Consider the following 25,961-nt stretch of genomic DNA (forward strand, 5'->3'; position numbering starts at 1 on the left):
GTGAGGCCCGAGGCCGCCTCGCTCGTTCCGGGCCTTGCTGCTCTCTATACCCATTCCGCTGTCTTGCCGCGAAACACCAGCAGCCGGCCTTGCCAGATCGCGGCTTCGGCGGCCTCACCGGTCGGCATGCCCGCAAGCAGCGCCAGCAGCACGCGGGCGACGCCGCCATGGCTGACGATGACCAGATCCTGGTTGACGGTCTTCAGCCAGCCGGCGATGCGGTCGCGCAGCATGGCATAACTCTCGCCGCGCGGCGGCACATAGGCCCATTTATCGGAGGCGCGTGCCTTCACCATGTTGCGGTCGATCGAGCGCAACTCCGCCCAGGTCTTGCCTTCCCAGTTGCCAAAGGTGAGTTCCTTCAGCCTGTCATCCAGCTTGTAGCGGCTCGGAGGCAGGCCGATGGCCTTGCGCGCGAGTTCAGCCGTCTCGCGCGTGCGGCCGAGAGGGCTGACCTGCCAGGGCAGGCTGTCGGGTTCGGGAAGGACAGTGGCCAGTCTTCGGCCAGCCTCTGCAGCCTGCGCACGCCCGACATCGTTGAGGGGGACGTCCTGCTGGCCCTGTAGACGGGCCTCGGCATTCCAGTTCGTCTCGCCGTGGCGCATGAAATAAAGAGTGTGCGCCAAGAGCCTGTTCCTTGTTCTGACGCCTCGGTATGGTGGCCAGCCTTAGACCGCCTCCATACCCAATCCGCTGATCTCGCATCGCGCCCAGTCGGGGCGGAACGCCGCCGAACCGAAAGCAATCCTTCGGAAAAGTCCATAAACTTTTCGGTGAGAAAAAAACCTGCCCCGCCAGCTTCAGTCCTTGCCGGCCAGGGTGATGTCGGGGGAAGTCGGGTTCTTCATGCCGACGACGTGGTAGCCGGCATCGACATGATGAACCTCGCCGGTCACGCCCCGCGACATGTCGGAGAGCAGATAGGCACCCGCCTCGCCCACTTCCTCGATGGTCACGGTGCGGCGCAGCGGCGCGTTATACTCGTTCCACTTCAGGATGTAGCGGAAATCGCCGATGCCGGAGGCAGCCAGCGTCTTGATCGGGCCGGCGGAGATCGCATTGACGCGAATCGCCTTCTCGCCAAGGTCGGCGGCGAGATAGCGCACGCTCGCCTCGAGAGCGGCCTTGGCGACGCCCATCACATTGTAATGGGGCATCCATTTCTCGGCACCGTAATAGGTCAGCGTCAGCAGCGAGCCGCCGTCCTTCATCAGCTTCTCGGCACGCTGGGCCACCGAGGTGAGCGAATAGCAGGAGATCAGCATGGTCTTGGTGAAGTTTTCTTCGGTCGTCTCGATGTAGCGGCCGTCGAGCTGGTCCTTGTCGGAAAAGGCAATGGCGTGGACGACGAAGTCGAGCTTGCCCCATTTGGCCTCGACCTCGGCGAAAACCGCGTCGATGGTCTCGCCATCGGTGACATCGCAATGGCCGACGACAAGAGCATCGAGCTCGGCGGCCAGGGGTTCCACGCGCTTCTTGAGAGCATCACCCTGATACGTGAAAGCAAGCTCGGCGCCATGCTGCCGGCATGCTTTGGCAATACCCCAGGCGATCGACCTGTTATTTGCCACCCCCATGATGAGGCCGCGCTTGCCGGCCATCAAACCACTTGCTGTCATTCGCAACTGCCTATTCAAAAGGAACGGCATGAATAACGGAAGGCCGCGCAGCGGGAAAGGGGCGTTGGGCCTTTTTTCGGGGGAGTTACAGGCATACCGTGCCGCCGGGGGCCGCTTGCCTCCCGGCCGGCTCGAAACCCGCGGTCCCCAGGATCAGACGTGCTGGCCGCCATTGATGGCGATCTCGGCGCCGTTCACATAGGAACTCTGGTCCGTGCATAGGAAATAGATGGTCTTGGCTACTTCGTCGGGCGTGCCGAGCCGGCGCATCGGGATCTGCGCCACGATCTTCTCGGTGCCCGGCGAGAGGATGGAGGTGTCGATCTCGCCCGGGGCAATGGCGTTCACGCGGATACCGCGTGGCGCGAAATCCGAGGCCATCTCGCGCGTCAAAGCAGCTAGCGCCGCCTTTGAGGTGCCATAAGCCGCACCCGCGAAGGGGTGCACGCGCGCGCCGGCGATCGAGGTGACGTTGACCACCGAGCCCTTGACCTGCTGCAGTTCCTCGATCAGTCCGCGGGCCAGCATGATGGGCGCGAAGAAATTGACCTGGAACACCCATTGCCAGTCGGCAAGGCTCGTATCGATGCTGCCGAGGCGCGCGCCCTGCTTGTCCTTCGGCGAGATCGCGGCATTGTTCACGAGCGCATGCAGGCCCGTCCCGTTCAGCCGATGCTTGATCTCGACGATCGCCTCTTCCGTATTGGCGGGATCGGCGAGATCCACCTGGATATGATCCTCCGGGCCGGCTTCCCAGGGGCATTCCTCGGGAAAGGCGTGGCGCGAACAGGTGATCACCCGCCAGCCGGCGGCGGAAAAGCGCTTCACCGTCGCATGGCCGATGCCGCGGGAGGCGCCGGTCAGCAGCATGGCGCGCTGGGGATGGGAAGCACTCGTGGTCATGACAACGGCCATTCAATGAAAGGAGGGCGGCGCCAAGGCGCCGTGTCCCCAACACATAGGCATTGGGCCGCCGGATTGAAATGCGGCAAAAACACGAGATCGTCTCATGGGTACAATTGCTGGCGCGACCAGCCCCCTTCCGGGGCGCTGCGCCGGAAGACGAGGCGGTCGTGCAGACGGAAGGGCCTGTCGTGCCAGAACTCGATCTGCACTGGCACGATGCGAAAGCCTGTCCAATGAGGCGGGCGCGGTATCTCGCCGATGCCGAACTTGGCCGTGTAGGAGGCCACAGCCTTTTCCAGGGCAAAGCGCCCTTCGAGCGGCCGCGACTGCTGCGAGGCCCAGGCGCCGATGCGGCTGCCGCGCGGGCGCGTGGCGTAATAGGCGTCGGCCTCCGCGTCGGTAACGCGCTCCACGGGCCCGCGGATGCGGACCTGCCGGCGCAGGCTCTTCCAATGGAACAGCAGGGCAGCCTTGGGATTGGCGCCAAGCTCGGTACCCTTGGCGCTCTCGGTGTTCGTGTAGAATACGAAGCCATGGTCGTCGAGGCCCTTGAGCAGCACCATGCGCACATCGGGCAGGCCATCGGGATCGACGGTGGCGAGCGCCATCGCATTGGGATCGTTCGGCTCGGACTTTTCTGCCTCGCCAAGCCATTGGGAAAACAGAATGAACGGTTCGCCTGCCGCGAGAAAGCCGCCGGAGTCACCCGATATTAACTCGCCTGTGGCAGGGTTACCTAACGTTACTGTCATGGGGTGGCTCCAAGGTGTTCGACAGGTTCGATTTCAAGGCTGCTTATAGCGCGCGCCGCGCTCGCGGCCCACTCTGCGTGCTGTTCGCTGGCATGATTTTATCCGGCTGCGCCATCTCGACCCCGCTTGGCCCGATCTTCGGCTCCGCCGAGGACAAGACGACCACGGGCTCGATCCCCGCTCAGGACAACCGCCTTAGCGCCAGCATGACGGATGCCGACTGGGACAAGACCAAACTGGCACTGCAGGCGGCCATGAACCCGCAGAACCCAGGTGCCTCCATGCTGTGGTCGAACCCCGAAGCCGGCACGCATGGCTCGGTGACGCCCGTCGCCGATGCCTTTATCGAGAACAAGACCACCTGCCGCAGCTTCGTCGCCGCGCTCACCGAGAACGCCAATACGCAATGGTATCAGGGCAAGGGCTGCCAGAGGAGCGGCGGCGCCTGGAGCATCGTCAATGTCCAGCCCTGGGCCCTGCCCCACGCCTGAGCATATTTTTTCCCCATACGCGTTGCGGTTAAGCCTGCGTTCAGCAAGGACGGGATAGGCTGGAAAAGCGTTGTGCGAAGTATCACGGGTCTATCACGTTAACCATGATAACTTCGCCGTTAAATATTCACAGTCCCGCCCTCACCTCGCTTCAATGCACCCACAGGGTGAATGCAAGTAGAGCGTGTAGTTGCGTTAGGAGTTACCGATGACTGCGTCTCATAGTCCCGCCCTGCCGACCGAGCAAAAGCAGGCTTTGCAAGGCCCCGCTCGCGAGCAGCTGGAGCATCTCTATCGCGCTATCGGCATCTCGGCCGTCGCGGCAGCCGCCGCACAGGTCGCCCGCAAGGAGACCAAGCCGGTCAAGGCCAAGCATGAGATGCCAGCCTGCCTGCGCGAGGATGACGACCATCTGGCTGCCTGATTTCGCGCCAGTGCTTCTCTTGTCGATATGCGACGCAGTTCCGCGCCTGTAAGCGAACCGTCACAATCTCGGCCAAACCGGTTTTAAGTCGCAGCCGCGCTCTCAAAGCGCGGCTTTTTTGTGATTTCAGGCCGGTTTCAGCCTGTGGTGTTTTTGCCACAGGTCCGGTGAAAGCAACAGGATTTGTCGTATATAGGATATAGATGTCGCAGGCTCGTCACAAATGCCGCTCCGTCGTTGTAAAATTATGCTCAAGTTATTGGCAGTGATGCATAAATTTTACGCAGGCACTGCCAGGTACTGTAGCTTGAGGACCGGATTATGGACATCGAGGGATCGCGTCTCCAGCAGCCCACACTTGTAAAGCGGGAAAGGCTGGAGGATCGTTACGGCAAGATCGCCATGCCTGCGCTCGCGGCTGCGGTCGGCGCCGCCAGCAAGGAAAAGAATCAGCGCCAGATGAGTGCCGAGGCGGCCCTTACCCGCCTGCAGCAGATGGCTCAGGACTGAGCCGGGCACCCGTCTCCGCGGCAGTGAATGATGTCGACGGCGTTATTATACGCCGACCGGCGTGCCGCTGCGTTAACTAAGCAAACATCGCTGCCCACTACTGGGCTGGCTGTGTCCAAGCATGGCGCGAGCCCGCTGAAAGAACCCGGCCCCTGAGCTAATTCGGTTCACTTAAGCCGGAAATGCTCAGCTCTGTCATACCGGGCTTGTCCCGGGTTCCCAGCCATACCGTCGACGATAATGTTCCGCACTGGATTGCCGGGACAAGCCCGGCAATGACAAAATTAGCGCGAACTCATTCTCGCTCAAATGAACCGCATTACGGCCCCGGAGCGATCTTTCTTGGCCTTCGAGCCTTAAGCAAAAGCCCCGGAAAACCCCGGGCTTTGTTGTTTCTCGAAGTCGATGCCCAAGTTTCGGACCTGATTCCACATCAGATCCAGACCTTGCAGCGCCCTCAGCGCACAATTACCTTGGTGCCATCCTGGACGCGGCTGTAGAGATCGATCACGTCGATATTGCGCATGCGGATGCAACCCGAGGAAACGCTCTGGCCGATTTTCTCTGGCTCATTGGTGCCGTGGATACGGTAAAGCGTGTCTTTGCCATCCTGGAACAGATACATCGCACGGGCGCCGAGCGGGTTCGTCCAGCCGCCAGCGGTCTTCTTGACCTGCGGCCAGCGGGCGATCATATCGGCAGGCGGGTTCCAATCCGGCCATTCCGCCTTGTGGTCGATCACGGCCTCTCCGGTCCAGCCGAAAGCCTCGCTGCCAAGGGCCACGCCATAGCGCATGGCCTTGCCCTCGGGCAGCGTATAGTAGAGCAGATGCTGCCTGGTCTCGACCACCACCACGCCCGGCGGCTCGCCCGTGGGATTGTCCACCATGTAGCGGCCGAACATCGGGTCTTCCTTGGCGGTCGGAATCATGGCCATGAACTGGGCATCACGTTCCGAAAGCACGGGATCCGGTGTCTTGGCATATTGGCAGGCGGCCAGACCCACCGTGAACGCCGCGAGCAGCGCGAGACGAACCAATTTCATAGAACCCCCGAAGAAATGACCGCGTGGTATTATACCGTCGCAAGTATGGTTACTGTTCGGTTAAGGCCGACGGCACGTGGGCCACAGACGGCCTTACACTTCAAAGCATTAACTTCACGAAAGAGAAATGCGCGAGGAGTGTCAATGTCACCCGCACAAAAAATCCAAAGTGTTGCCAATATCATACTCTTTTGGAGGCAAACGACCTCTGAACCGGGCTCCGACGGCATGCGCAAGCGCAGAATTCACAGTTAGTCCGACGCCCGGTACAAAAAGAGCGGACATGCTTCGGCAAAAGCATGCCCGCTCAAGGCACCCTGTGAAGGGCGTTGGAATCACGGCGACAATTCTCGCGCCATGGCACAACGTGCCAATTGGCTCGGCTGATCGCCGCACTACGGTTCAATCAGTGGGCGATCGCCGGGCGGGTCGGAGCCGCGAAGCTGAGGGCTCCGTCGATGCTGGCGATAATGCCGAGGGCTAGATCGACGTGATCGCCGATGCCTGCCGAAAGCGCGTCACGCGCTTGCGGATCGAGAGGAGAACTGTCGATAGCGACACCGAGCTTCGACAGCGTCTTGCACAACTCGGCAAGAAGCTCCTGGTGCTGGCGGATCGACGACATATAGGCACGGTGCAGATCCGTTAGATCGGGCGACGACATTCCGATGTCATCCTCGTTCCAGATCTGGCGTGCAGGGTAGGTCAACATCGAATTTCCCCGAAAAAATCCATTCCGCGGATGCTCGTGCTGAATTTTGGCTCCGCTGATGGAGCAATGGTTAGTTGGAAACGACCCTGTCGCGCTGTGCGTTTTCGCACATCGCTGACGAGGCCTATCGGCATGCCGCCCGTGTTTTCCGCGCGGAGGCAACTTTTTCGAAGCGCCGCGGGTCAGCCGGTATTGACCCAAAGGGAACTGGATTCGCCGGCCTTCTCCTATGCGAAAGCGCACATGGAGGAAAAGGCAAGAGCAGCTCTCTCAGCCGGGGAAACCTCGATCGCTGCGACTTTCCTTATGGCGCAAACGCGAGGGTGTCTCTGTTACCCGGGTAACAGAGACGACAGAACGGCGCGGGACCGCTATCCAGCCATCGCCGCCGCCCTGAACCTGCCCAGCAGCATCGTTGCGATCCGCTCGCGCGCCTGGAAGGCCTCCGGCAGCGGCAAAAGCATCCAGGCGTGCACCATTTCCGGATATTCCCACAGATCGAGTTGCTGGCCCTCCACCTTCATGCGGTCGGCGAAGCGACGCGCGTCGGGATAGAGGAGGTCGCTGGTGCCGGTGAGTACGGTGACGGGAGCCAGTCCACGCACCTCGCCATAGACGGGGCTGACGCGCGGATCTTCCAGGGGCAGGTCCCCCGCATACATGCGAGCAGCCGCAAGAGCCGCTTCGGCCTTGATCACAGGATCATGCGCTTCCTGCGCCAGCGTGGCGGGATCGCTCATGGTGAGGTCGAGCCAAGGTGAGAGGAGCACGATATGGCCGGGCTGCGGCAGCCGGGCCGGAGCCAGCGCCTGTGCCAAAGCCAGGGAAAGCCCGCCACCGGCCGAATCGCCCATGATCACGATGCGCTCGGGCGCCACCTCGGCACAAAGCGCGCGATAATGGGCGAGCGCGCTCGCCAGCGCCTCCTCATGGCCGTGCTCGGGCGCCAGCGGATAGAGCGGCACGCGGGCGCTGCAGCCAGTGAGGCGGATCATGGTCTCGATGAATTGCCAATGCACGAAGCCGATATCGATCGAAAAGGCGCCGCCATGCAGATAGAAGAGATGAAAGGGCGGGTTGTGGGAGGAGGACTTGCCGCCCCGGCGCGGCACCAGATCAAAAACCCTGTCGCCATGCTCCCGCCTCAGTTGCACAGTGCAGAGCGAGCGCAACCGGCTCGATGGCATCGCCGCCCCGCTCCTGCGGCTGAGCCGGATGAAGAAATTGAGGACGGGCGGATTGGCCCAGCTCTTTACCCTGATCACGCGGAACAGGGCATGGAGGGAGCGCGAGGCCAGGCTCGCTCCCATCGGTTCAGGCCGGATGAATGGCCCGCCAATGGCGGGCGATATCGATGCGCCTGGCGATCCAGGCATCCTCATGCGAGCGCACATAGTCGACGAAGCGCTCCAGCGCCGCCGACTTGCCGGGCCGACCGACAAGGCGGCAATGCAGGCCGATGGTGAACATCTTCGGTGCGCCTTCCTGGCCCTCGCGGTAGAGCACGTCGAACGTGTCCTTCAGATAGGTGAAGAACTGCTCGCCTGTGTTGAAGCCCTGCGCCGTGGCAAAGCGCATGTCGTTGGCCTCGAGCGTATAGGGGATGATGAGATGCGGCCCCTTCGGCCCGGTGACCCAATAGGGCAGATCATCCGCATAGCTGTCGGAAGAATAGAGGAAACCACCCTCCTCCATCACCAGTTCGCTGGTATTCATGGAGGCCCGGCCGAGATAGAAGCCGAGCGGCCTCTCGCCGGTAACCTCGCGATGCAGGGCGATCGCCTGTTCGAGATGTGCCCGCTCGGTTTCGGGCGGCACGTCCTTGTATTCGATCCATTTGAGACCGTGGCTGGCGATCTCCCAGTCGGCCTCCTGCATCGCCGCGACCTGCTCGGGCGAACGCGCCAGCGCCGTGGCGACGCCATAGACGGTCACCGGCACCTTGCGGCTGGTGAACAGGCGCCACAGCCGCCAAAAACCGGCGCGGGCTCCATATTCATAGATCGACTCCATGTTCCAATGGCGCTGCCCGGGCCAGTTGGTGGCGCCCATGATATCGGAGAGGAACGCCTCCGAATACGGGTCGCCATGCAGGATGTTGTTCTCGCCGCCTTCCTCATAGTTCAGCACGAACTGCACGCAGACCTTGGCGCCGCCCGGCCATTTGGGATCCGGCGTGTGACGGCCATAGCCGCGCAGGTCGCGGGGATAGGGCAGCGGCGAGATGGACATGGCGCCAGGCTCAGTTACGCTTGAAGACGGGCTCGACGCGATTGGCCTGCCTGAGGAAGACGAAGATCGCATAGAGCGCGCAGAGCGCGAATACGCATTGCAGGATGGTCTCCACCGTCGAGCCGAGCTGGAAGAAGCCGGCCAGCGCCCAACCAGAGGCCCAGGCCGCGCCCAGAAGCTCGGTACCGATGAGAATGGCGGCCGAGCAGATCGTGATCAGGCTGGTCCAGTTGATGGATGAGTCAGAGCTAGGCATGTCGTATCCCACGAAGTCTCAGGGCCTGTTGCCAGGCATGGATTGGGTTTGATGAGGTCAAAAACGGTCAGATGGGAGGAGCATCGCGCACGCCGATACATCCGTATCGGCAAGCGATGTGACGCTGCAGCTGACCATTTTTCACCTCACGCTCCGCGGCGGGCGCTTTTGGCCGACTAGCGCGTCGGATGTCGTAGCAGGCCGGAAGGCTTGCGTCCTCATCCTCCTTCTATTCGGCCAAAATCGCTCCCGTCAAACCCAATCCATGCCTGGCAACAGGCCCTGACTACGCTCTATACCATCAGGATGCGCTTTGCTACGCCTCAGGCGGATGACAAAACCGCAATGAGAAAGTGACATAGCCCATGGAAACGCCCGTCTTCGGCCATGCCGGCGTTGCTGCTCCTCATACCCTCGCCTGCGAGACCGGCCAGCGCATCCTGATCCAGGGCGGCAATGCGATCGAAGCGATGATCGCCATGGCAGCCACCATCGGTGTAGTCTATCCACACAACAACAGCCTCGGGGGCGACGGTTTCTGGCTGGTGACGGACACGAAAAGGCGGGTCCATGCCATCCAGGCCTGCGGGCCAGCCGGCGCGGGGGCGACGCTCAAGGCCTTTCGAGACCTTGGCCACGACACTATTCCCGCGCGCGGGGCCCTCGCGGCCCTCACCGTGCCTGGCGCCATCGGCGGCTGGCAGATTGCCGCCGACATGGCTCGGGCTTTTGGCGGCAAGCTGCCGCTCGCCGCCCTCCTGGAAGATGCGATTCGCCTTGCCCGCGACGGCTTTCCCGTATCGCCCTCGCAGGCCCGGGTCGAGCCGCGCGAATTCGAGGAGCTGAAGACAGTCCCTGGCTTTGCGTCGCTCTTCATGAAGGACGGCCAGCCCCTCACCGCGGGCGAGCGCCTGGTGCAGCCGGCTTTGGCGGGATTGATCGATCAACTCGCCCACGCCGGCCTTGACGATTTCTACCGCGGCGATGCCGCCCGTGAAGTCGCTGCCGACCTCGAGCGCGCCGGCAGCTTCGTCACCCGCGACGACCTCAGGCGCTACCGGGCGAAGCTGCGCGAACCGCTGAGCCTGACACTGCCCGGCGCCACGGTCTTCAACCTGCCGCCACCGAGCCAGGGCCTCTCGACTCTGATCATTCTGGGCCTCGCGGAACGCCTGAACATCCGGCGCGCGGGCAGCTTCGAGCATATCCACGGCCTGGTGGAGGCGACGAAAAAGGCGACCGCCGTCCGCAACCATATCCTCGCCGATCCCGCTCTGATGACGGCGGATCCGGCAGCCTTCCTGGCCCCAACCTTTCTCGAAAAGGAGGCGGCAGCGATCTCGATGTCCCACGCCGGGTCTGGCCCCCTGCCCGGCGCGCCCGGCGATACGATCTGGATGGGGGCCATCGACAGCGAGGGCATCGCCGTCAGCTATATACAGTCCGTCTTTTGGGGTTTCGGCTCCGGCCTGGTGCTGCCCAAGACCGGGCTTCTGATGCAGAACCGCGGCATGGCCTTCTCGCTCGATCCGCGCTCGCTGCGGGCACTGGCTCCTGGGCGCCTGCCGTTCCACACCCTCAATCCGGGCATGGCACAGTTCTCCGACGGCCGCCTCATGCCCTTCGGCACCATGGGTGGCGACGCCCAGCCCCAGATCCTGGCACAGACCTTCTCGCGCTACCGGCTCGGCGAGAGGCTGGCGGACGCGATCGATGCTCCGCGTTTCGTGCTCAAGCGCGATGCCGAGGGCAAACGACCACTCCTCTTCATGGAGAGCCGCTTCGACGACGCGCTCTACGGCGCCCTCGACCGCGCCGGTCATCCCGTCGACATCGGCCCGGCCTATGCGGACGACTTCGGTCATTCCGGCGCCCTCGTCCGCCATGCCGCGAACGGCCGCATCGAAGCCATGCACGATCCCCGCGCCGACGGCGGTGCGCTGGGTCTGTGACAACCGACCGGGACCCTTGGAATGCCGACACGCTATGCCGTTTACTACGTCCCCGCACCGGAAAGCGCCCTCTGGCGCTTCGGCAGCGAGGTGCTGGGCTATGACGCCTATACAGGCGAGGCTGTTCCGCAATGGCAGCCACTTGGTGTCTCCGCCGACAGATGGCATGCGATGACCGCCGACCCCAGGCTCTATGGCTTTCATGCGACGCTGAAGGCGCCGTTCCGGCTGAGGGAAGACAGCGACGAAGCGCAATTGGTGAGAAGCCTCGAGCAGTTCGCGGAGGGGCACGCGCCGGTCGATCTGGCCAAATGGATCGTCACGCCCATTCCGTCCTCGCGCCCGGATAATGCGTTTCTGGCGCTGGTACCAGCGGCTCCTCCGGTGGAACTCGCGCGCCTGGAAGAAGCCGTCGTCAGGCATTTCGATGCCCTGCGTGCCCCACTAACGGAGGCTGAGGTCGCCAAACGCAATCCGGCACGCCTCAGCGAAAGGCAACGGGCCTATCTCGCAGCCCATGGCTATCCCTACGTGCTGGCAGAATTCCGCTTTCACATGACCCTCACCGGAGCCATCGAGAAAGCCGGTGAATTTGGTCCCCTCCTTGCCGAGCACGCCCGAAACAACGGCGTCGGTCCGGATCTCCGCCTTGATCGCCTCGGCCTGTTCAAGCAGGAGGCCGGCGGACGGTTCCGCGTGGTGAAGGTCGCACCGCTCGGCTGACCGGCCATCGTTCCGCCCCAGTCGGAGGGTTACAAACGGGACCGGCGAATCGCTGATGCCGGCTCGCCGGATTTGATAATCCCGGATACTCCATGCGCGGCCTGATACTCGGCACCCTCCTGCTCTTCTGCCTTGCGGGTGCTGCAAACGCCCATCCCCATGTCTTCGTCACCTCGGTGAGTGAGATCGTCTACGACAATCAGGGCCGGATTACCGGGGTGAAGCAGAACTGGACTTTCGACGAAGCCTTCTCGTCCTATGCAACGCAGGGCATCCAGCAGAGCGCCGACGGCGGCTATACGCGCGAGGCCTTGGCGCCGCTCGCCGAAACCAATGTCGAGAACCTCAAGGATTTCGGCTACTTCACCTTCGGCAAGCTTGGTGGCAAGGAACTGCTGTTCCGTCCGCCGGTCGACTATTATCTTACCTACGCCAGCAATGTGCTCACGCTGCACTTCTTCCTGCCGCTCTCCTCGCCGCAGATGCAGGGCCAGAAGGCACTGGCGCTGCAGATCTATGACCCGACCTATTATGTCGACTTCGAACTCGGCGACGACAATCCCGTCAGCATGACCGGCGCTCCACAGGGCTGCGCCCTCAACATCATCCGGCCAAAGCCCCCGAGCGATGCCCAGAAGCAGGCAGCGCTGCAGCTCGACGAGGCCTATTTCAGCGCGCTCGACGAGAACAAGAATTTCGGCGCCAAATTCGCCAACAACATCCAGGTCAACTGCCCGTGAAGGCGGAGCAGGCTCGCGAATCGGCGACGTCATTCCCACAATTGCGCCGATTCGCTTTCGTGTATTCCGCCCTCGCCGTGCTCCTGCTCAGCACGGGCTATGCCCTGGCGCAGCGCGCCTCGCCCTTCGGCGTGACCCAGCCCGAGCCGAATTTGCCTGGCTTTCTCAACAACAGCCCCTTTTTCGTCTGGATCTATCTTCAGACCGCACACTTCAACCGCGAGATCAACCAACTCGTGGTGGCTGCCAAGCAGAACGGCACGCTCGGTTGGGGACTTATAACCGCGAGCTTCATTTATGGCGTGTTCCACGCTGCGGGGCCTGGTCATGGCAAGGCGGTGATCTCCTCCTATCTCTTCGCCAATGAGGAGGCAGTGAAGCGCGGCATCCTGCTATCCTGCGCTTTCGCGCTGGCGCAGGCGGTTTCGGCGGTCGTCATCGTCACTATCCTGGCGGGGCTGCTCAACGCCACTTCGGCCACCATGGACAACACCACGCTCGCGCTCGAGCGGCTTTCCAATTTGATGGTGATGGCCGTTGGCGCCTGGCTGCTCTGGCGAAAGGGCCGGGCGCTATGGGGGCTGATTGCCGCCCGCTATGGCCTGGCTGGTGCAAGCGTCCACGAGCATGACGAGAATTGCGGGCATCTGGCACTACCCACCGATACCCCGCTTGCCAGGCGCAACAATGTCCGCGCCATCATGCTTGCCGGCCTCCGGCCCTGCACGGGCGCGCTGGTTGTGCTCGTGCTGACCTGGAAGCTCGGAATCTACGGCGTCGGCGTCATCTCAACCTTCGTGATGGGCCTCGGCACCGCCTGCACCATCGCCCTCATCGCTACCATCGCCGTGAGCGCCAAGAGCCTCGCCGTGCGCATGGCCGCTCCCGAAAGCTTCGGCGCGGCGGTGGCGGTTCGCACGGTGGAAGCCAGCCTGGCGCTGCTTGTGTTTGCCCTCGGCTTGGCTCTGCTGCTGCTGAGCACCGTGATAACCATGCCCGGGATGTAGGGCCGGCACGCGCGCCGATCACGAGCAAAATACTTTGCCATGACAAAGCGTCGCAGTATGATGCCATGTGTCGCAGGGGCGTGCGGACGCACACTCGGAAGACCGGCATAGCAGCCCCCAGAGGCGGTGCCGGAAGGGCCGGAGGATCGACCGATGGGCCAACAGGTTGAAATGATCGTCCAGCGCCTGAGGCGCTTTGCCCGAGCGCTTTGCCGCGATTCCGAAACAGCCGATGCCCTCGTTCTCGAAGCCCTGTCCAGCCATGACGGCAAGCGCCTCGATTATCACCGCCTCCTCACCGTGATCATCGCCCGCCGCCGCGACCTCGAGGAACGTGAAGCCAGCGTCAAGCCCCAGCGCCTCGTGCCGAAGACAGCCTCCGCCGCCGCCGCTCCACCCGATATCCTGCGCGCATTCGAACGCCTCGGTCTCCCAGACCGTGAGGTGCTGGCCCTGATCAGCGTCGAAGGCATGCCTTATGAAGAAGCCGCTTCCGTGCTGGCGCTCAGGGAAGAAACCTTCATCGCCCGCCTCACGCGAGCCAGGGCCGCCTTTGCGCGCCAGGTCGACGGCGAGCGGCATGTCGTGTTGCGGATCGTGAAATGACGGATCCGGCCCGTATTCCCGACCGTGTCTTCAATGCCCTCGTGGACGGTCGCCTGTCGCCACGTGTCGAGCGGGAGACCCGCGAAGCGCTGGAAAGTGATCCGCAGGGCAATGAACGTGCCGCCACCTGGCAGCGCCAGAGCGAGGCCCTCCATGCCGCCCTCGCCCCGATCGCTCGCGAGCCGCTGCCGCTGTCGATGATGCTCAAGCTGCGCAACGAGAAGCCGGAACCCTGGCATCACGACACGACGCTTTGGCTCTATGTCGGCACCTTCGCGGCGGGCGTGGCGGTGGGACTGGCGCTGGATTACGCCATGCCGACGATCAGGGCTCTGGTGGGGTTTTAATTCCTGGGATCGCGGGCATCCTTGCCTGCCCTTCCTGCCCCTCGGGAGCAGCGTTCCAAGAGCAGGCAAGGATGCCTGCGATCCCAGGTTTTCAGTGTCACTGAAATATCCCTTCTTTTCAGTTGCAATTAAATCGCGGCATCCCTACCTTCGCAGGCATGAAACTCGACGCCTGGCTCAAGCAGACCGCAACCCCTCGCAGCGCCTTCGCCAAGGCGGTGGGGCTGTCGCCTGCAAGCATCACCGCCTTGTGCAACGACGACAGCGCCTGGATCTCGCGCGAGACCGCCACGCGCATCGCCGGGGCCACAGGCGGCAGCGTCACCCCCAATGACTTTCTGGGGCTTGCCCCGGTGCGGGAAAATCCCAAGGAGACTGTCGTGTCGCATCAGAAGATCCAGGCCGCCATCGAGGCCTTTGCCCGCGGCGAGATCGTGGTCGTGGTCGATGACGACGACCGCGAGAATGAAGGCGACCTCATCATCGCCGCCTCGCATCTGACCACCGAGAAAATGGCTTTCATCATCCGCAATTGCTGCGGCATCGTCTGCGCCCCCCTGACGCAGGAAGAAGCCAAGCGCCTGCGGCTCGACCCGATGGTGTCGCAGAACGACGCTCCGCTCGGCACCGCCTTCACCGTCTCCGTCGATGTGCGCCACGGCCTCACCACCGGTATCTCGGCGGAGCAGCGCTCCAACACGGTGCGGGCGCTCGCCAACGGCAATATGGGGGCCAGCGACTTCGTGCGCCCCGGCCACGTCTTCCCGCTTATCTCCAAGGATGGCGGCGTGCTGATGCGCTCGGGCCATACCGAAGCAGCCACCGACCTCTGCCGCCTAGCCGGCGTGCCCCAGGTGGCGGCGATCTGCGAGCTCGCCAATGACGACGGTACCGTGACGCGCGGACCGGAGGTCGCCGCCTTTGCCGAGAAGCACGGCCTGCACTTGGTTTCGATCGCCGACCTCATCGCCTATCGCCAGGCGCGCGAGAAGCTAGTGGAGCGGATCTCGACCTTTACAGTCGACAGCGAGATCGGCCCGCTCACTGCCCATGCCTACACCACGCCTTTCGACACCGTGCATCATCTTGCCTTCGTCTATGGCAAGATCGGCGACGGCGAGAACGTGCCGACCCGGCTGCACCGCGCCGATGTGGTGACGGACGTCTTCGGTGGCGCCAAGACGCTGAACAACGCGCTGGCCAAGTTCAAGGAAGCCGGCCGCGGCGTCATCATCTATCTACGCGACGGCTCGGTGGGCGTGCCTACCGTCACTCACGGTTCGGACATGGGCTCGGAAGCGGTGCGCAGCGAGCAATGGCGCGAAGTCGGCCTGGGCGCCCAGATCCTGCGCGACCTTGACGTCACCTCGATCAGGCTGCTCTCGACCAAGCCGCGCACCTATATCGGCCTCTCCGGCTTCGGCATCGAGATCAAGGGCACGGAGACCGTATAGCTTGGAAGAGCTGACATCGCGACATGCGAGCACGTCGCTGTGACGGCTGCGCTCCCGGTCAAACCGGTAGCGCCGTCGTCTTCTTCACGCTGCGCAGCGCCAGTGTCGACTGCACGCGCACCACACCAGGCAATTGCGTCAATATCTCGGTATGGATGCGCTCGAAATCGGCCGCATCCGCATAGGCGACGCGCACCATGTAATCGGCGGCGCCGGCCAGGAGACAGCATTCCGTGACTTCGGGATGGCGCTGGATCGCCGCCTCGAACGTGTCGAGGGCGCCACGGCCCTGCTGGTCCAAAGTGATCAGCACGAAGGCGACCCCCGGCAGCCCCACTGCCTTCTCGTCCAGCAGCATGACATAGCGCGCGATCAACCCGCGCTCCTCCAGCAATTTCACCCTCCGCAGGCAGGCTGAAGGCGAGAGATTGACCCTCTCGGCAAGCTCGACATTGCTCAGGCGGCCATCGGCTTGCAGCAGGTTGAGGATGGCACGATCGCGCCTGTCGAGATCAATCGCCAGTTTTGACATTTCATGCGCCTGAATTCCAATTTTTTCGCATAATACGCGATAGAATTGATAAAATGCCAGCTAAATCCGCGAGAAATTGCTCGTTTTCACGGCCATTATGCGCCATCGTAAACGGCCTGTCCAAAACAAGGGCCGCAGGCAGGAGGATGGCAATGCTGATCGGCGTTCCCAAAGAGATCAAAGACAATGAATTCCGCGTGGGGCTGATCCCCTCCTCGGTGGCGGAGCTGGTGCATCACGGCCACAAGGTGATGGTCGAGACCAATGCCGGCATCGGCGCCGGCCTCTCCGATGACGACTACCGCAACGCGGGCGCCACCATCGTCGAACGCGCCGACCAGATCTTTGCAGAAGCCGAAATGGTGGTGAAGGTGAAGGAACCGCTGGCCGCCGAGCGCAATAAGCTGCGCAAGGACCAGATCCTCTTTACCTATCTGCACCTCGCCCCAGATGCCGAGCAGACGCATGACCTGGTCGCCTCCGGCGCCATCTGCATCGCCTATGAGACGGTGACTTCCAACAACGGCGCCCTGCCGCTGCTCACCCCGATGTCGGAAGTCGCCGGGCGTCTCGCCCCGCAGGTCGGCGCCCACAGCCTCGAAAAGGCCCAAGGCGGCCGCGGCGTGCTGCTTGGCGGCGTGCCCGGCGTGCCGGCTGCCGAAGTCGTCATCCTCGGCGGTGGCGTTTCCGGCACGCATGCCGCCACGATCGCGGTAGGCATGGGTGCCAAGGTCACTGTGGTCGATCGTTCGGCCGAGGCGCTCAAGCGCCTCGCCGGCCAATTCGGCACCTCGATCTCCACCGTGTTCTCCACTCGCTCGGCAATCGAGGAACTGGTGAAGCGTGCCGATCTCCTGATCGGCACCGTGCTGGTGCCCGGCGCTGCCGCGCCCAAGCTGGTGACCCACGCCATGGTCAAGACCATGAAGCCCGGCGCGGTGATCGTCGACGTCGCCATCGATCAGGGCGGCTGCGTCGAGACCTCGAAGGCCACCACCCATTCCCACCCGACCTATGTTGTCGATGGCGTCGTGCACTATTGCGTCGCCAACATGCCGGGGGCGGTGGCGCGCACCTCGACCTTCGCGCTCAACAACGTCACCCTGCCCTTCGCGGTGGTGCTGGCTGACAAGGGCTGGAAAAAGGCCCTGCGAGACGACGTCCACCTGCGCAACGGCCTCAACGTCGCCAGCGGCAAGATCACCTGCCATCCGGTCGCGGAGGCCCATGGCCTGGCTTATGTGCCAGCCGAGAGCCTGATCGCATCGTAAAGCCTGGTCGTGGCCGCCGCGGAGGGCAGTTGCGAACTGCCGCTCCGATCTCCTTCAACGCCCCTTCACCGGCACTCGCCTGATCTTGATCCGGGTGAGCAACCTTGCGGCGAAGAAGACGCAGATGGCGGGCACCGCAAAATCGTCGATCCGCCCACCCGCCAGCGAATTCGGGATCAAGTTCGGCAGAAAGGCGAAATAGGCGCACGCGAGCACGAGCAGGCCGATGGCGATGGCTTGATTGCGCGTGCCGCCGAACAGCCTGACCTTGCGACGGACAAAGCGCTCCATCCGCCTCCTGAGCGGTTGCCTGGAAGCAGACTTGACCGTGGCCGCCGGCACGACAAGCGGCAATGCCACCTCGCTTTCATCCGCGCGCGCGGCAAGGATATCCGCCGCCTGCGCCTTCATCATCAGCACATAGGCGTCGTCCTGGATATCGGGATACATGGAAAGCATCTCCATGATCATCGAGACAGTCGATGCCTGCAGGCTGCGCCCGCGCCCTGCCTTGCCGACATTGATGCGGCTGCCGTCTCCGCTCGCCGCCTCGATGCCGGCCGCGACCTGCTCCTTGCGCAGGGACACGCCCGAAAAGGCCAGCATCTCGCCGACGGCCCTTTCCGGATCGGCGATGATATCCTCATAGGCGAAGATCCGCGCACTCTTGCTGCTGCGCCAGCCCATGTAGAAATTGATGTACCAGGGGATGGCGAGCATCACGATCATGCGCTCCATCTCGGCATCGTTCTGCGAGATGTGCATCTTCTCAAGATAAAACATCGAGCTCACCGGGCTTTCCCGATGAATATGGTCACGCAGGCTGACCACAATGTCGAACAGGCTGCGCACCAGCACGATGATCGACACGCGATATTCGTTGCAGAGCTGCTCTGTCCAGTTGCTGTGCTTGGTATGTTGCTGGGCGACGTAGTGGATCCCCGCCGCCTCCGCGAGCCGTATCTCGCACAGCTCCTGCTCGCGCCGCCCATATTCCGGCACCAGCTCTACCTTCTTCAGTCCCGCCGCTACCGCGAGAGCATTGGTGACGAATGTCGAAGCCGACTTCGGCATACAAGCAACAAGTATATGGTGCGCCATCAAGATGCATCCACTCCAAGTGGCACTGGAATAGGCTGGACTTCGTGCCCCCCGGCTGAACATTCACTAGATACAAAAAGTTCGGAAGATACACAACGGTTCCAATTCTGCACGTTATACAAGCACAGAAATATCGCGCTGAGACAGACATACCGTTAACCGCTTAAGCTCCCGGCCCCTGAAGACAAAGGAGGTCGGGGGCGTTCCAGAAGGTGAGGGCGGTCATGTTGGCGGACACTAACTTACTGCAGTCGAGGAGCAGAACGCCGGCCTGCGGTTGAAAGCGCAGCGAGGCAATGGCGATCGTTCTGTCTTCCCTGGTTCGATCCTTCAACGCTCCGCAGCCGCTCTGGACAGCCGGTCGCGGATGGCCTCACCCAGGCCATGCGAGGGAATGGGAGCCACGGCGATGGCGGTGATGCCGGGGCGGTCGAGAGCTCGCAGCATGCCGAAGAGATTGGCGGCGGCTTCCGTCAGATCGCTCGTCGTGCTGAGATTGGCGGCGACAGTGGCGCCGCCATGGCCGACGCCGCCAAATCCGAGCCAGGCTTCGCCCAGCCGCGGTCCCTCAGCGTCGAGCCGCACCTGTGCCCTGGGGGCGTAATGCGAGGCGAGCATGCCCGGTGCCAGTGGCTCGTCGCCCGAGCCCTCCGGCCCCTCCGCCAGGGCAAAGCCCAGCACCGTCTCGATCGCCTCGCGGGACAGGCCGCCCGGCCGCAGCATGGCGACGCGGTCGCCCAGACAGGAGAGGATGGTCGATTCCACGCCGACCTGCGTGCTGCCACCATCGACGATCGCATCGATACGCCCGTCGAGATCCACGGCGACATGGGCGGCGGTGGTGGCGCTGACATGGCCGGAGCGATTGGCCGAGGGCGCAGCCACGGGCCGGCCGGTGGCCGCCAGAATCGCGTGGGCGACCCCATGATCCGGCACGCGCAGGGCCACGCTGTCGAGCCCGGCGGTAGCGATCTCGCTCACCGTGCAAGTCGCTGCCTTGGGCACCACCAGCGTCAGCGGCCCCGGCCAGAAGGCGTCGGCCAGGCGGGCGGCGGCCGGCGAGAAGACGCCCTGCTCCCGGGCAAGCTCGAATGAGGCCAGGTGCGCGATCAGCGGATTAAAGCGTGGACGCCCCTTCGCCTCATAGATGCCGACAACCGCGCGGCCGTTGGTGGCATCGGCGCCGAGGCCATAGACCGTCTCGGTCGGAAAGGCGACGAGGCCACCCTGGACGAGAAGCCCGGCGGCCTCGGCGATGGCGGATGGACCGGTATCGAGGTGACGGGTGATGCGGGTCATGGACGCGATGCTCGGGCGTGCCGGTCTGCAGACCCGCATTGGCAGCGCCTTCGCAGATCATGATAGGTCCATGCCGGCCGGAAGACCGCCAAACTCTGGGCATCGAGCACCACTGAACGCTCTTCTGTTGATGCAATCATGATGCGGCATTGCCCCCGGGCGTGCATTACGTCAAGCTTGAAGGCGTGCGACTTAAGTAGAAGACCAGCACGCATGACCTATCAAGCGCCCGTTGCCGACATCGCCTTCTCCCTGCGCCACGTCGCCAATCTCGACGGATTGCAAACCGAGGGCATCTATCCGGAAGCCACCACCGACATCGTCGATGCCGTCCTGGAGGAAGCCGGACGTTTCGCCACCGACCGCATCGCGCCGCTCAACAGCGAAGGAGACCGCGTCGGTGTCCGGCTCGAGCAACAGGGCGTGGTGACGGCGCCCGGCTGGCGCAATGCCTATGCGGACTGGAGCGCCGCTGGCTGGAACGGCCTGTCCGGCCCGACTGAATTCGGCGGCCAGGGCCTGCCCCTCCTTCTCAATGCCGCCTGCATGGAAATGTGGAACTCTGCCTCCATGGCCTTTGGCATCGGGCCGGTGCTGACCATCGGCGCAGTGGAAGCGCTTTCCGCCCATGCGACTCCCGAGATCCAGGCGACCTATCTCGCCAAGCTCGTCAGCGGCGAGTGGATGGGCACCATGAACCTCACCGAGCCGCAGGCGGGCTCCGATCTCGCCGCCCTGCGGTGTCGGGCCGAGCGACGGGAGGACGGCAGCTATCGCGTCTTCGGCCAGAAGATCTTCATCACCTATGGCGACCACGACCTGACCGAGAATATCCTGCATCTCGTGCTCGCCCGCCTGCCCGATGCGCCGGCCGGCACGCGCGGCATCTCGCTATTCCTGGTCCCCAAATATCTCCCCGATGCCGCGGGCAATCCAGGCAGGCGCAACGATGCCTTCTGCTCCAGTGTCGAGCACAAGCTCGGCATCCACGCCTCGCCAACCTGCGTGATGGTGTTTGGCGACGAGGGTGGCGCCACCGGCTACCTGATCGGCGAGGAGCACAAGGGCCTCGCCTGCATGTTTACCATGATGAACAATGCGCGCCTCGCCGTCGGCCTGCAGGGCGTCGCCATCGCCGAGAGGGCCTACCAGCACGCCCTCGCCTATGCCCGCGAGCGCCGGCAGGGTAAGAGCCCACTCTGGCGCGAAGGCGGCATGAGCCCGATCATCGAGCATCCCGACATCCGCCGCATGCTGATGGAAATGCGGGCCAAGACGGTTGCCGCCCGGGGCCTATGCTACCAGCTTGCCGAGGCCATCGACCGATCCCACCACGAGAGCGATATCGACAAGCGTAGACATGCCGCCGATCTCGCCGCCCTGCTCACGCCTGTCGCCAAGGCTTTCTCCACCGACATCGGCAACGAGGTCGCATCCCTCGGCGTGCAGGTGCACGGCGGTATGGGCTATATAGAGGAGACTGGTGCCGCCCAGCATTTCCGGGACGCCCGCATCGCCGCGATCTATGAGGGCACCAACGGCATCCAGGCCATCGACCTCGTCACCCGAAAGGTGCCGCTCGATGGTGGCAAGGTGATCGGCGCCTTCATCGCGAGCCTGCGTACCGCGCTGGAAATCGTCGCCGCCAGCGAACGCTTCGCGGCCCTCGCTCCCGCTCTGGAGAACGCCGTCGATGCCCTGGAGCAGGCCACCGCCTACATGTCGAAGCCGCACGAGCGCCCGGAGGATGTGCTGTCCGGCGCCACGCCTTTTCTGCGCCTGTTCGCCATTGCGGCGGGTGGCGTCGTGGTAGCGAAGGAAGCGCTCGCCGCAGCGGCGATCGATCCGCATCTGCCAGCCAATCGCCTGCGCATGGATACTGCCCATTTCTACGCCACCCAGCTTTCCCCGCAGGCCGCAGGCCTGGCGGCAAGCGCCATGAGCGGCTATGTCGCAGCGGGCCTGGAGACGGTATTCTGATAGGCAAACCGGGTCAGGGGCACGGCGCTCAGCCTTTGCCGCCTATATGATATTCATTCGCAAGGGAAACGCCGATGTCACTGGCCAACAAGACACTCTTCATCACCGGGGCCTCGCGTGGCATCGGGCTCGCCATAGCCCTCAAGGCGGCGCAGGACGGCGCCAATATCGTTATCGCCGCCAAGACCGAGACGCCGCATCCCAAGCTCGAGGGCACGATCTACACCGCCGCCGATGATATCGAGAAAGCCGGCGGCAAGGCCCTGCCGCTGGTGGTTGATGTGCGCGACGAAGAGAGCGTCAAATCAGCCTTCGCCAAGGCGGACAGCCATTTCGGCGGCGTCGACATCGTCGTCAACAACGCCTCGGCCATCCAGATGAGCAAGGTCGCCGATATCGAGATGAAGCGCTTCGATCTCATGCATCAGATCAATGCGCGTGGCACGTTTCTTGTATCGAAAACCGCGCTCCCCTATCTCGCCAAGGCCGAGCGGCCGCATGTCCTGATGCTGTCGCCGCCGCTCGACATGAAGGAAAAGTGGTTTGCCCCGCACACGGCCTATTCGATGGCGAAGTTCGGCATGAGCCTGGTGGTGCTCGGTCTCGCCGGCGAGACGCGTGGGCGCATCGGCGTCAACGCACTCTGGCCGCGCACGACCATCGCCACCGCCGCCATCAAGAATGTCCTTGGCGGGGAGACGCTGATGCGCAGGTCGCGCAAGCCCGACATCCTGGCCGACTGCGCGTACCGGATTTTTCATAAGCCGGTCACTTTTTCGGGCAACTTTCTGATCGACGATTCGTTTCTGAGCGGTGAAGGCGTCACCGATTTCGAAGCTTACCGGGCCGTGCCCGGCGAGACGCTAGCCCCCGATTTCTTCGTGCCGGACGAACCGGCGCCGCCTCCCGGCGTGGTGATCGGGGAGAGTATGTTCTGATACTTATTGATATCCAACGGGTTTCACGCTGAATGACAACGCTGCTCGTCACGCATCCGGCCTATTCCCGCCACGAGACGCCGCGGGGGCATCCCGAAAGGGTCGACCGCATCCTGGCAGTCGAGGCCATGCTGGCCGATCCCCTGTTCGACAGTCTCGAGCGCGAACTTGCGCCCGAGGCGTCCTTCGAGGCGATCGAGGCCTGCCACCCCCTCACCTATATCGAGACGCTGCAGCGCTTGAACCCGCATGACGACGAGGGCATCGTGCAGATCGATGGCGATACCTCAATGTCTCCCGGCAGCTTCGAGGCCGCCATGCGCGGGGCCGGCGGCGCCACGCTCGCGGTGGACCGGGTGATGGAAGGCAAGGCGAAGAACGCCTTTTCAGCCTCCCGCCCACCCGGCCACCATGCCGAGCCCAAGCGCGCCATGGGCTTCTGCTTCTTCAACAATGTCGCCGTCGCCGCCCGCCACGCCCAGAGGGCGCATGGGGCCGAGCGCATCGCCATCATGGATTTCGACGTGCATCACGGCAACGGCACGCAGGCGATCTTCTGGAAGGATCCGAGCGTGCTCTATGCCTCGACCCATGAGATGCCGCTCTACCCCGGCACCGGAGCGCGCAGCGAAAAGGGAGAGGCGGATACCATCGTCAACGCGCCCCTGCGCGCTGGCCAGGGCGGAGCCGAATTCCGCGAGGCGATGAACACGCTGATCCTGCCGCGCATCCTCGACTTCTCGCCCGACATGATCCTGATCTCAGCCGGCTTCGACGCCCATGCGCGCGACCCGCTAGGCAGCCTCAACCTGGTGGAAGAGGATTACGCTTGGGCGACTTCCGCGCTGATGCAGATCGCCGACAGGACCGCTGATGGGCGCATCGTCTCGGTACTGGAGGGCGGATACGACCTCACGGCGCTGGCGCGTTCGACCGGCGTGCATGTGGCGACGCTGATGCAGGCGTAGGCTGGGAGTTCAATCCCCGTCCTCGAAGAACTCCCACTTGCCGTCCGGGCTGATGCCGAGGCGGTAGAAGGAATAGACGCCCTTGTCCTGCATGTCCTGGAAGTCGCCGGCGGTGATCAGGCGGAAGAGCTCCACCATCTGCGGGCCTGTCAGCTTGTCGAGGGGATAGCGGGCGAAATAGGGCCAGACATAGGCTTCCTGCGGCGTGCCGACATCGACATGCACATAGCCCGCCTCTAGCACGTCCTCCATGATGGCCAGAATCTCGCGGCCCTTCGGGTCGCCGGCCAACAACTTCAGCGTAGCGATTGGATCGTCGCTGTCGCCGCCCGAGAGTTCCGGCGTCTCGCCATTGGCGGCGATGATCGGGCGCAGCGATTCCAGTTCGCCCGTCTTGATCGCTGCCAGCAATTTCTGGCGCAAATCCTTCACCGGCGGCGGCAGATCGGCATCGCCGTAGAAGACCTGCGGCGGGGTCTGCGACGCGGCGTTATCGTCACCGCCGGATGTGTCGCCGGCGGGTGGCGTCACCGTGGTGGTCGGCGTCTGCGTGCTGACGGAAGGTGGCGTGCCCGGGGCGTTCTTCGTGGTGTCATTGGCGGCAAGGGCCTGGGTGATACCGACGGACGCGGTACCGAGCAGCAAAGCGAGGCCGGTTACGGCAAGGGCAATTCGGCGCATGGGCGATCACCAGAATCCGGAGGCAGGCGAATCATGGCGTTCGCCCGGCCTTACCCTAGCCACAGAAGAAAGCGATTGCGAGCGTGGCGTCCCACGCCGGGTACGGGCGGGCCTGTCACGTTCTATTGATGAACACCCTTGGGTGTAAATTCGCCATTGCGCACGCGTTCGGGCAGGCGTTCGGCGAAGCGGGCCACCGGCTCTTCGCCATAAGTCGCGACCAGTTCCTTGAAGGCGGTGAACAGGGCCGCATTGGCCACGCAATCGCTGTCGATGCCGTCGAGAATCGCCTCCTCCCAGGCCTGCAGCAGATAGTCGAGCGCCGCCCGCCGGGCATCGTCGGCCGCAAATTGGCTTTTCAACTGGGAGACGCGATCATACATGGCGAATTCCTGCCGCAGCCCCTGCCGCGAGCGAAGCCAGACCATAGCATGCCCGCGTCCCAGGAATAGACACTTCGGAATTAATCGTTAACGGCCATAACGCGAATCGAGGTCCTTGATGATCGCGCCGCTCTCGGCGAGATAGTCACGGATAACCTTGGCGGCGGCCTCGTTGCAACCGCGATAGGTTTCGCTGTAGGTGCGGTAGCCGCGGTTGAAGGCGCCCGCGTAGCGTTCCTTGCCAGCCTGGTCGAGCCCCTGCCCGTCGATAAGCTCGTTCATCTTGTCGCGCCAGACCGGCGCATCGGCAAAGCCGCACAGGGCTCGCAGATAATGAAGCGCGCCCATGAGCTCGGAGAGGCGCAGCAATTGCGGCTCGTAGGCCGGCCTCTGCGGGCCGGCCGGGGGCGGCGCCGTCTGCCCCGTGGCGACCAGCGGCGCAAGAGAGACCACCACGGCGAGTGCCGGTAGAAGGTGGCGCCTCATGACAACACAGCCCTGGCGGCGGCAACGATGTCGGCCAGCCGGTCGGTCACAGGCAGACCGTCAAGGGTGACGGGATCGGCCCAGCGAAAGGCGAGGGTCTCCTCGCTCACCTGCGGCTCGCCCTGTCGAGAGCGGCCAGCGAAGACGGCGATGACGAAGTGCCGGTGCACCGCCCCGGCCTCGTCGCGATGGACGACTTCATTGTGCCGCACGAAACCGGCGATCTCGACCTCGAGCCCCGTTTCCTCCTGCACTTCCCGCCGCGCAGCCTCCTCCAGCGTCTCGCCGAGTTCGACCACCCCGCCCGGCAGGGAGAACAGCCCTTGCCCCGGCGAGCGCGCCCGTTCACCGAGCAGCACCTTGCCATCGCGGAAGATGGCGACACTGGCTGCGAGAATCGGGCGGGAGGGGTAGGATCGGCTGGCATCTGTCATGGCGACACTATCTACGGCGATATACCATTCCACGCCCTATATAAAGGGAACAAGCTCGCTTTTTTTGGGAATGGCGCGGCACGCTCATGCAAGCGATATTTTTACCCTCCCC

29 protein-coding genes and 1 pseudogene are annotated in these 25,961 nt (G+C 63.6%); 14 read left to right on the top strand and 16 right to left on the bottom strand.

Annotated features, from left to right (window positions below; all coding sequences use genetic code 11):
- Positions 1–44: 44 nt before the first annotated feature.
- From ACMDCR_RS22510 to pdxH, 4 genes are all read right to left on the bottom strand, one after another.
- A complete protein-coding gene (locus tag ACMDCR_RS22510; protein WP_413988766.1) occupies positions 45–626 on the bottom strand; it encodes a histidine phosphatase family protein in 582 nt (193 codons plus the stop codon).
- A 174-nt stretch (positions 627–800) separates the two neighbouring features.
- On the bottom strand, positions 801–1,619 hold the full coding sequence (gene fabI / locus ACMDCR_RS22515; RefSeq protein WP_413988767.1) for an enoyl-ACP reductase FabI: 819 nt from the start codon (positions 1,617–1,619) through the stop codon (positions 801–803).
- A gap of 153 nt (positions 1,620–1,772) precedes the next feature.
- Positions 1,773–2,522: an SDR family NAD(P)-dependent oxidoreductase gene (locus ACMDCR_RS22520; protein ID WP_413988768.1), complete on the bottom strand. Its 750-nt coding sequence runs from the start codon at positions 2,520–2,522 to the stop codon at positions 1,773–1,775.
- Between the two features lie 104 nt (positions 2,523–2,626).
- Entirely contained in the window at positions 2,627–3,277 is a 651-nt protein-coding gene (pdxH, locus tag ACMDCR_RS22525) for a pyridoxamine 5'-phosphate oxidase (RefSeq protein WP_413988769.1), read from the bottom strand.
- Positions 3,278–3,291: 14 nt separating this feature from the next.
- On the opposite strand from pdxH, the gene ACMDCR_RS22530 reads away from it, so the two are divergent.
- From ACMDCR_RS22530 to ACMDCR_RS22540, 3 genes are all read left to right on the top strand, one after another.
- The gene (locus tag ACMDCR_RS22530) at positions 3,292–3,768 is read left to right on the top strand and encodes an RT0821/Lpp0805 family surface protein (RefSeq protein WP_413988770.1); all 477 of its coding nucleotides are present in this window, start codon (positions 3,292–3,294) and stop codon (positions 3,766–3,768) included.
- Positions 3,769–3,976: 208 nt separating this feature from the next.
- Positions 3,977–4,192, top strand: a complete 216-nt coding sequence (locus ACMDCR_RS22535; protein WP_413988771.1) for a hypothetical protein — start codon at positions 3,977–3,979, stop codon at positions 4,190–4,192.
- 321 nt (positions 4,193–4,513) lie between these two features.
- The gene (locus ACMDCR_RS22540) at positions 4,514–4,702 is read left to right on the top strand and encodes a hypothetical protein (protein ID WP_413988772.1); all 189 of its coding nucleotides are present in this window, start codon (positions 4,514–4,516) and stop codon (positions 4,700–4,702) included.
- Between the two features lie 457 nt (positions 4,703–5,159).
- On the opposite strand, the gene ACMDCR_RS22545 is transcribed toward ACMDCR_RS22540, so the two are convergent.
- The 5 genes and pseudogenes from ACMDCR_RS22545 to ACMDCR_RS22565 all read right to left on the bottom strand — a co-directional run bounded on the left by ACMDCR_RS22545 (position 5,160) and on the right by ACMDCR_RS22565 (position 8,947).
- Positions 5,160–5,747 (bottom strand): L,D-transpeptidase, encoded by a 588-nt coding sequence (locus tag ACMDCR_RS22545; protein WP_413988773.1) that lies wholly within the window; start codon positions 5,745–5,747, stop codon positions 5,160–5,162.
- 406 nt (positions 5,748–6,153) lie between these two features.
- Entirely contained in the window at positions 6,154–6,459 is a 306-nt protein-coding gene (locus ACMDCR_RS22550; protein WP_413988774.1) for a hypothetical protein, read from the bottom strand.
- A 371-nt stretch (positions 6,460–6,830) separates the two neighbouring features.
- The gene (locus tag ACMDCR_RS22555) at positions 6,831–7,769 is read right to left on the bottom strand and encodes an alpha/beta hydrolase fold domain-containing protein (RefSeq protein ID WP_413988775.1); all 939 of its coding nucleotides are present in this window, start codon (positions 7,767–7,769) and stop codon (positions 6,831–6,833) included.
- 13 nt (positions 7,770–7,782) lie between these two features.
- Positions 7,783–8,676 (bottom strand): annotated as a pseudogene (puuE, locus tag ACMDCR_RS22560) (allantoinase PuuE); the annotation flags it as partial.
- Positions 8,677–8,701: 25 nt separating this feature from the next.
- Positions 8,702–8,947, bottom strand: coding sequence for a hypothetical protein (locus tag ACMDCR_RS22565; protein WP_284316382.1), 246 nt, complete (start codon positions 8,945–8,947; stop codon positions 8,702–8,704).
- A gap of 365 nt (positions 8,948–9,312) precedes the next feature.
- Between ACMDCR_RS22565 and ACMDCR_RS22570 the strand changes: the two genes are divergently transcribed.
- The 7 genes from ACMDCR_RS22570 (at position 9,313) to ribB (ending at position 15,776) form a co-directional block, all read left to right on the top strand.
- Entirely contained in the window at positions 9,313–10,899 is a 1,587-nt protein-coding gene (locus ACMDCR_RS22570) for a gamma-glutamyltransferase family protein (protein WP_413988776.1), read from the top strand.
- A 21-nt stretch (positions 10,900–10,920) separates the two neighbouring features.
- The gene (locus ACMDCR_RS22575; protein ID WP_413988777.1) at positions 10,921–11,622 is read left to right on the top strand and encodes a DUF1045 domain-containing protein; all 702 of its coding nucleotides are present in this window, start codon (positions 10,921–10,923) and stop codon (positions 11,620–11,622) included.
- A gap of 92 nt (positions 11,623–11,714) precedes the next feature.
- Positions 11,715–12,362 (top strand): DUF1007 family protein, encoded by a 648-nt coding sequence (locus ACMDCR_RS22580; RefSeq protein WP_413988778.1) that lies wholly within the window; start codon positions 11,715–11,717, stop codon positions 12,360–12,362.
- A 59-nt stretch (positions 12,363–12,421) separates the two neighbouring features.
- Positions 12,422–13,369, top strand: a complete 948-nt coding sequence (locus ACMDCR_RS22585) for a nickel/cobalt transporter (protein ID WP_413988779.1) — start codon at positions 12,422–12,424, stop codon at positions 13,367–13,369.
- A gap of 153 nt (positions 13,370–13,522) precedes the next feature.
- The gene (locus ACMDCR_RS22590) at positions 13,523–13,975 is read left to right on the top strand and encodes a sigma factor-like helix-turn-helix DNA-binding protein (protein WP_413988780.1); all 453 of its coding nucleotides are present in this window, start codon (positions 13,523–13,525) and stop codon (positions 13,973–13,975) included.
- A complete protein-coding gene (locus ACMDCR_RS22595; protein WP_413988781.1) occupies positions 13,972–14,322 on the top strand; it encodes an anti-sigma factor family protein in 351 nt (116 codons plus the stop codon). The genes ACMDCR_RS22590 and ACMDCR_RS22595 overlap by 4 nt, the downstream gene beginning before the upstream one ends.
- Positions 14,323–14,480: 158 nt before the next feature.
- The gene (ribB, locus tag ACMDCR_RS22600) at positions 14,481–15,776 is read left to right on the top strand and encodes a 3,4-dihydroxy-2-butanone-4-phosphate synthase (RefSeq protein ID WP_413988782.1); all 1,296 of its coding nucleotides are present in this window, start codon (positions 14,481–14,483) and stop codon (positions 15,774–15,776) included.
- A gap of 58 nt (positions 15,777–15,834) precedes the next feature.
- Here the strand turns inward: ribB and ACMDCR_RS22605 are convergent, their stop codons facing one another.
- Positions 15,835–16,308 carry an Lrp/AsnC family transcriptional regulator gene (locus ACMDCR_RS22605; protein ID WP_413988783.1) on the bottom strand — a complete coding sequence of 158 codons (474 nt, stop codon included), beginning with the start codon at positions 16,306–16,308 and terminating at the stop codon, positions 15,835–15,837.
- Between the two features lie 152 nt (positions 16,309–16,460).
- Between ACMDCR_RS22605 and ald the strand changes: the two genes are divergently transcribed.
- On the top strand, positions 16,461–17,579 hold the full coding sequence (gene ald, locus ACMDCR_RS22610) for an alanine dehydrogenase (protein ID WP_413988784.1): 1,119 nt from the start codon (positions 16,461–16,463) through the stop codon (positions 17,577–17,579).
- A 54-nt stretch (positions 17,580–17,633) separates the two neighbouring features.
- Here ald and ACMDCR_RS22615 read toward each other — a convergent pair whose 3' ends face one another.
- Complete coding sequence (locus tag ACMDCR_RS22615; RefSeq protein ID WP_413988785.1) at positions 17,634–18,680, bottom strand: sulfotransferase domain-containing protein; 1,047 nt, start codon at positions 18,678–18,680, stop codon at positions 17,634–17,636.
- Between the two features lie 330 nt (positions 18,681–19,010).
- Positions 19,011–19,979 (bottom strand): L-threonylcarbamoyladenylate synthase, encoded by a 969-nt coding sequence (locus ACMDCR_RS22620; RefSeq protein ID WP_413988786.1) that lies wholly within the window; start codon positions 19,977–19,979, stop codon positions 19,011–19,013.
- 213 nt (positions 19,980–20,192) lie between these two features.
- Here ACMDCR_RS22620 and ACMDCR_RS22625 point away from each other — a divergent pair, with 213 nt between their 5' ends.
- From ACMDCR_RS22625 to ACMDCR_RS22635, 3 genes are all read left to right on the top strand, one after another.
- Positions 20,193–21,959, top strand: coding sequence for an acyl-CoA dehydrogenase (locus ACMDCR_RS22625; protein ID WP_413988787.1), 1,767 nt, complete (start codon positions 20,193–20,195; stop codon positions 21,957–21,959).
- A gap of 74 nt (positions 21,960–22,033) precedes the next feature.
- Positions 22,034–22,897, top strand: coding sequence for an SDR family oxidoreductase (locus ACMDCR_RS22630; protein WP_413988788.1), 864 nt, complete (start codon positions 22,034–22,036; stop codon positions 22,895–22,897).
- A gap of 32 nt (positions 22,898–22,929) precedes the next feature.
- Positions 22,930–23,865 (top strand): histone deacetylase family protein, encoded by a 936-nt coding sequence (locus ACMDCR_RS22635; RefSeq protein WP_413988789.1) that lies wholly within the window; start codon positions 22,930–22,932, stop codon positions 23,863–23,865.
- Positions 23,866–23,874: 9 nt separating this feature from the next.
- Here the strand turns inward: ACMDCR_RS22635 and ACMDCR_RS22640 are convergent, their stop codons facing one another.
- The 4 genes from ACMDCR_RS22640 to ACMDCR_RS22655 form a co-directional block, all read right to left on the bottom strand.
- Entirely contained in the window at positions 23,875–24,546 is a 672-nt protein-coding gene (locus ACMDCR_RS22640) for a hypothetical protein (protein WP_413988790.1), read from the bottom strand.
- A gap of 122 nt (positions 24,547–24,668) precedes the next feature.
- Positions 24,669–24,929 carry a hypothetical protein gene (locus ACMDCR_RS22645; RefSeq protein ID WP_413988791.1) on the bottom strand — a complete coding sequence of 87 codons (261 nt, stop codon included), beginning with the start codon at positions 24,927–24,929 and terminating at the stop codon, positions 24,669–24,671.
- A gap of 87 nt (positions 24,930–25,016) precedes the next feature.
- A complete protein-coding gene (locus tag ACMDCR_RS22650) occupies positions 25,017–25,415 on the bottom strand; it encodes a TIGR02301 family protein (protein WP_413988792.1) in 399 nt (132 codons plus the stop codon).
- Positions 25,412–25,849: an NUDIX hydrolase gene (locus ACMDCR_RS22655; protein ID WP_413988793.1), complete on the bottom strand. Its 438-nt coding sequence runs from the start codon at positions 25,847–25,849 to the stop codon at positions 25,412–25,414. The genes ACMDCR_RS22650 and ACMDCR_RS22655 overlap by 4 nt, the downstream gene beginning before the upstream one ends.
- Positions 25,850–25,961: the final 112 nt, after the last annotated feature.

The sequence above is a fragment of the Labrys okinawensis genome (assembly GCF_047345005.1).
GTDB classification, from domain to species: domain Bacteria; phylum Pseudomonadota; class Alphaproteobacteria; order Rhizobiales; family Labraceae; genus Labrys; species Labrys okinawensis.

What these genes read in the sequence shown, in the direction of transcription:
- ACMDCR_RS22580 (WP_413988778.1), top strand. Translation starts at nt 11,715, where the DNA reads ATGCGCGGCCTGATACTCGGCACCCTCCTGCTCTTCTGCCTTGCGGGT.
- ACMDCR_RS22650 (WP_413988792.1), bottom strand. Translation starts at nt 25,415, where the DNA reads ATGAGGCGCCACCTTCTACCGGCACTCGCCGTGGTGGTCTCTCTTGCG.
- ACMDCR_RS22595 (WP_413988781.1), top strand. Translation starts at nt 13,972, where the DNA reads ATGACGGATCCGGCCCGTATTCCCGACCGTGTCTTCAATGCCCTCGTG.
- ald (WP_413988784.1), top strand. Translation starts at nt 16,461, where the DNA reads ATGCTGATCGGCGTTCCCAAAGAGATCAAAGACAATGAATTCCGCGTG.
- fabI (WP_413988767.1), bottom strand. Translation starts at nt 1,619, where the DNA reads ATGACAGCAAGTGGTTTGATGGCCGGCAAGCGCGGCCTCATCATGGGG.
- ACMDCR_RS22620 (WP_413988786.1), bottom strand. Translation starts at nt 19,979, where the DNA reads ATGACCCGCATCACCCGTCACCTCGATACCGGTCCATCCGCCATCGCC.
- ACMDCR_RS22615 (WP_413988785.1), bottom strand. Translation starts at nt 18,680, where the DNA reads ATGGCGCACCATATACTTGTTGCTTGTATGCCGAAGTCGGCTTCGACA.
- ACMDCR_RS22630 (WP_413988788.1), top strand. Translation starts at nt 22,034, where the DNA reads ATGTCACTGGCCAACAAGACACTCTTCATCACCGGGGCCTCGCGTGGC.
- ribB (WP_413988782.1), top strand. Translation starts at nt 14,481, where the DNA reads ATGAAACTCGACGCCTGGCTCAAGCAGACCGCAACCCCTCGCAGCGCC.
- ACMDCR_RS22645 (WP_413988791.1), bottom strand. Translation starts at nt 24,929, where the DNA reads ATGTATGATCGCGTCTCCCAGTTGAAAAGCCAATTTGCGGCCGACGAT.
- pdxH (WP_413988769.1), bottom strand. Translation starts at nt 3,277, where the DNA reads ATGACAGTAACGTTAGGTAACCCTGCCACAGGCGAGTTAATATCGGGT.
- ACMDCR_RS22545 (WP_413988773.1), bottom strand. Translation starts at nt 5,747, where the DNA reads ATGAAATTGGTTCGTCTCGCGCTGCTCGCGGCGTTCACGGTGGGTCTG.
- ACMDCR_RS22640 (WP_413988790.1), bottom strand. Translation starts at nt 24,546, where the DNA reads ATGCGCCGAATTGCCCTTGCCGTAACCGGCCTCGCTTTGCTGCTCGGT.
- ACMDCR_RS22575 (WP_413988777.1), top strand. Translation starts at nt 10,921, where the DNA reads ATGCCGACACGCTATGCCGTTTACTACGTCCCCGCACCGGAAAGCGCC.
- ACMDCR_RS22655 (WP_413988793.1), bottom strand. Translation starts at nt 25,849, where the DNA reads ATGACAGATGCCAGCCGATCCTACCCCTCCCGCCCGATTCTCGCAGCC.
- ACMDCR_RS22570 (WP_413988776.1), top strand. Translation starts at nt 9,313, where the DNA reads ATGGAAACGCCCGTCTTCGGCCATGCCGGCGTTGCTGCTCCTCATACC.
- ACMDCR_RS22540 (WP_413988772.1), top strand. Translation starts at nt 4,514, where the DNA reads ATGGACATCGAGGGATCGCGTCTCCAGCAGCCCACACTTGTAAAGCGG.
- ACMDCR_RS22550 (WP_413988774.1), bottom strand. Translation starts at nt 6,459, where the DNA reads ATGTTGACCTACCCTGCACGCCAGATCTGGAACGAGGATGACATCGGA.
- ACMDCR_RS22555 (WP_413988775.1), bottom strand. Translation starts at nt 7,769, where the DNA reads ATGGGAGCGAGCCTGGCCTCGCGCTCCCTCCATGCCCTGTTCCGCGTG.
- ACMDCR_RS22520 (WP_413988768.1), bottom strand. Translation starts at nt 2,522, where the DNA reads ATGACCACGAGTGCTTCCCATCCCCAGCGCGCCATGCTGCTGACCGGC.
- ACMDCR_RS22565 (WP_284316382.1), bottom strand. Translation starts at nt 8,947, where the DNA reads ATGCCTAGCTCTGACTCATCCATCAACTGGACCAGCCTGATCACGATC.
- ACMDCR_RS22535 (WP_413988771.1), top strand. Translation starts at nt 3,977, where the DNA reads ATGACTGCGTCTCATAGTCCCGCCCTGCCGACCGAGCAAAAGCAGGCT.
- ACMDCR_RS22605 (WP_413988783.1), bottom strand. Translation starts at nt 16,308, where the DNA reads ATGTCAAAACTGGCGATTGATCTCGACAGGCGCGATCGTGCCATCCTC.
- ACMDCR_RS22590 (WP_413988780.1), top strand. Translation starts at nt 13,523, where the DNA reads ATGGGCCAACAGGTTGAAATGATCGTCCAGCGCCTGAGGCGCTTTGCC.
- ACMDCR_RS22635 (WP_413988789.1), top strand. Translation starts at nt 22,930, where the DNA reads ATGACAACGCTGCTCGTCACGCATCCGGCCTATTCCCGCCACGAGACG.
- ACMDCR_RS22625 (WP_413988787.1), top strand. Translation starts at nt 20,193, where the DNA reads ATGACCTATCAAGCGCCCGTTGCCGACATCGCCTTCTCCCTGCGCCAC.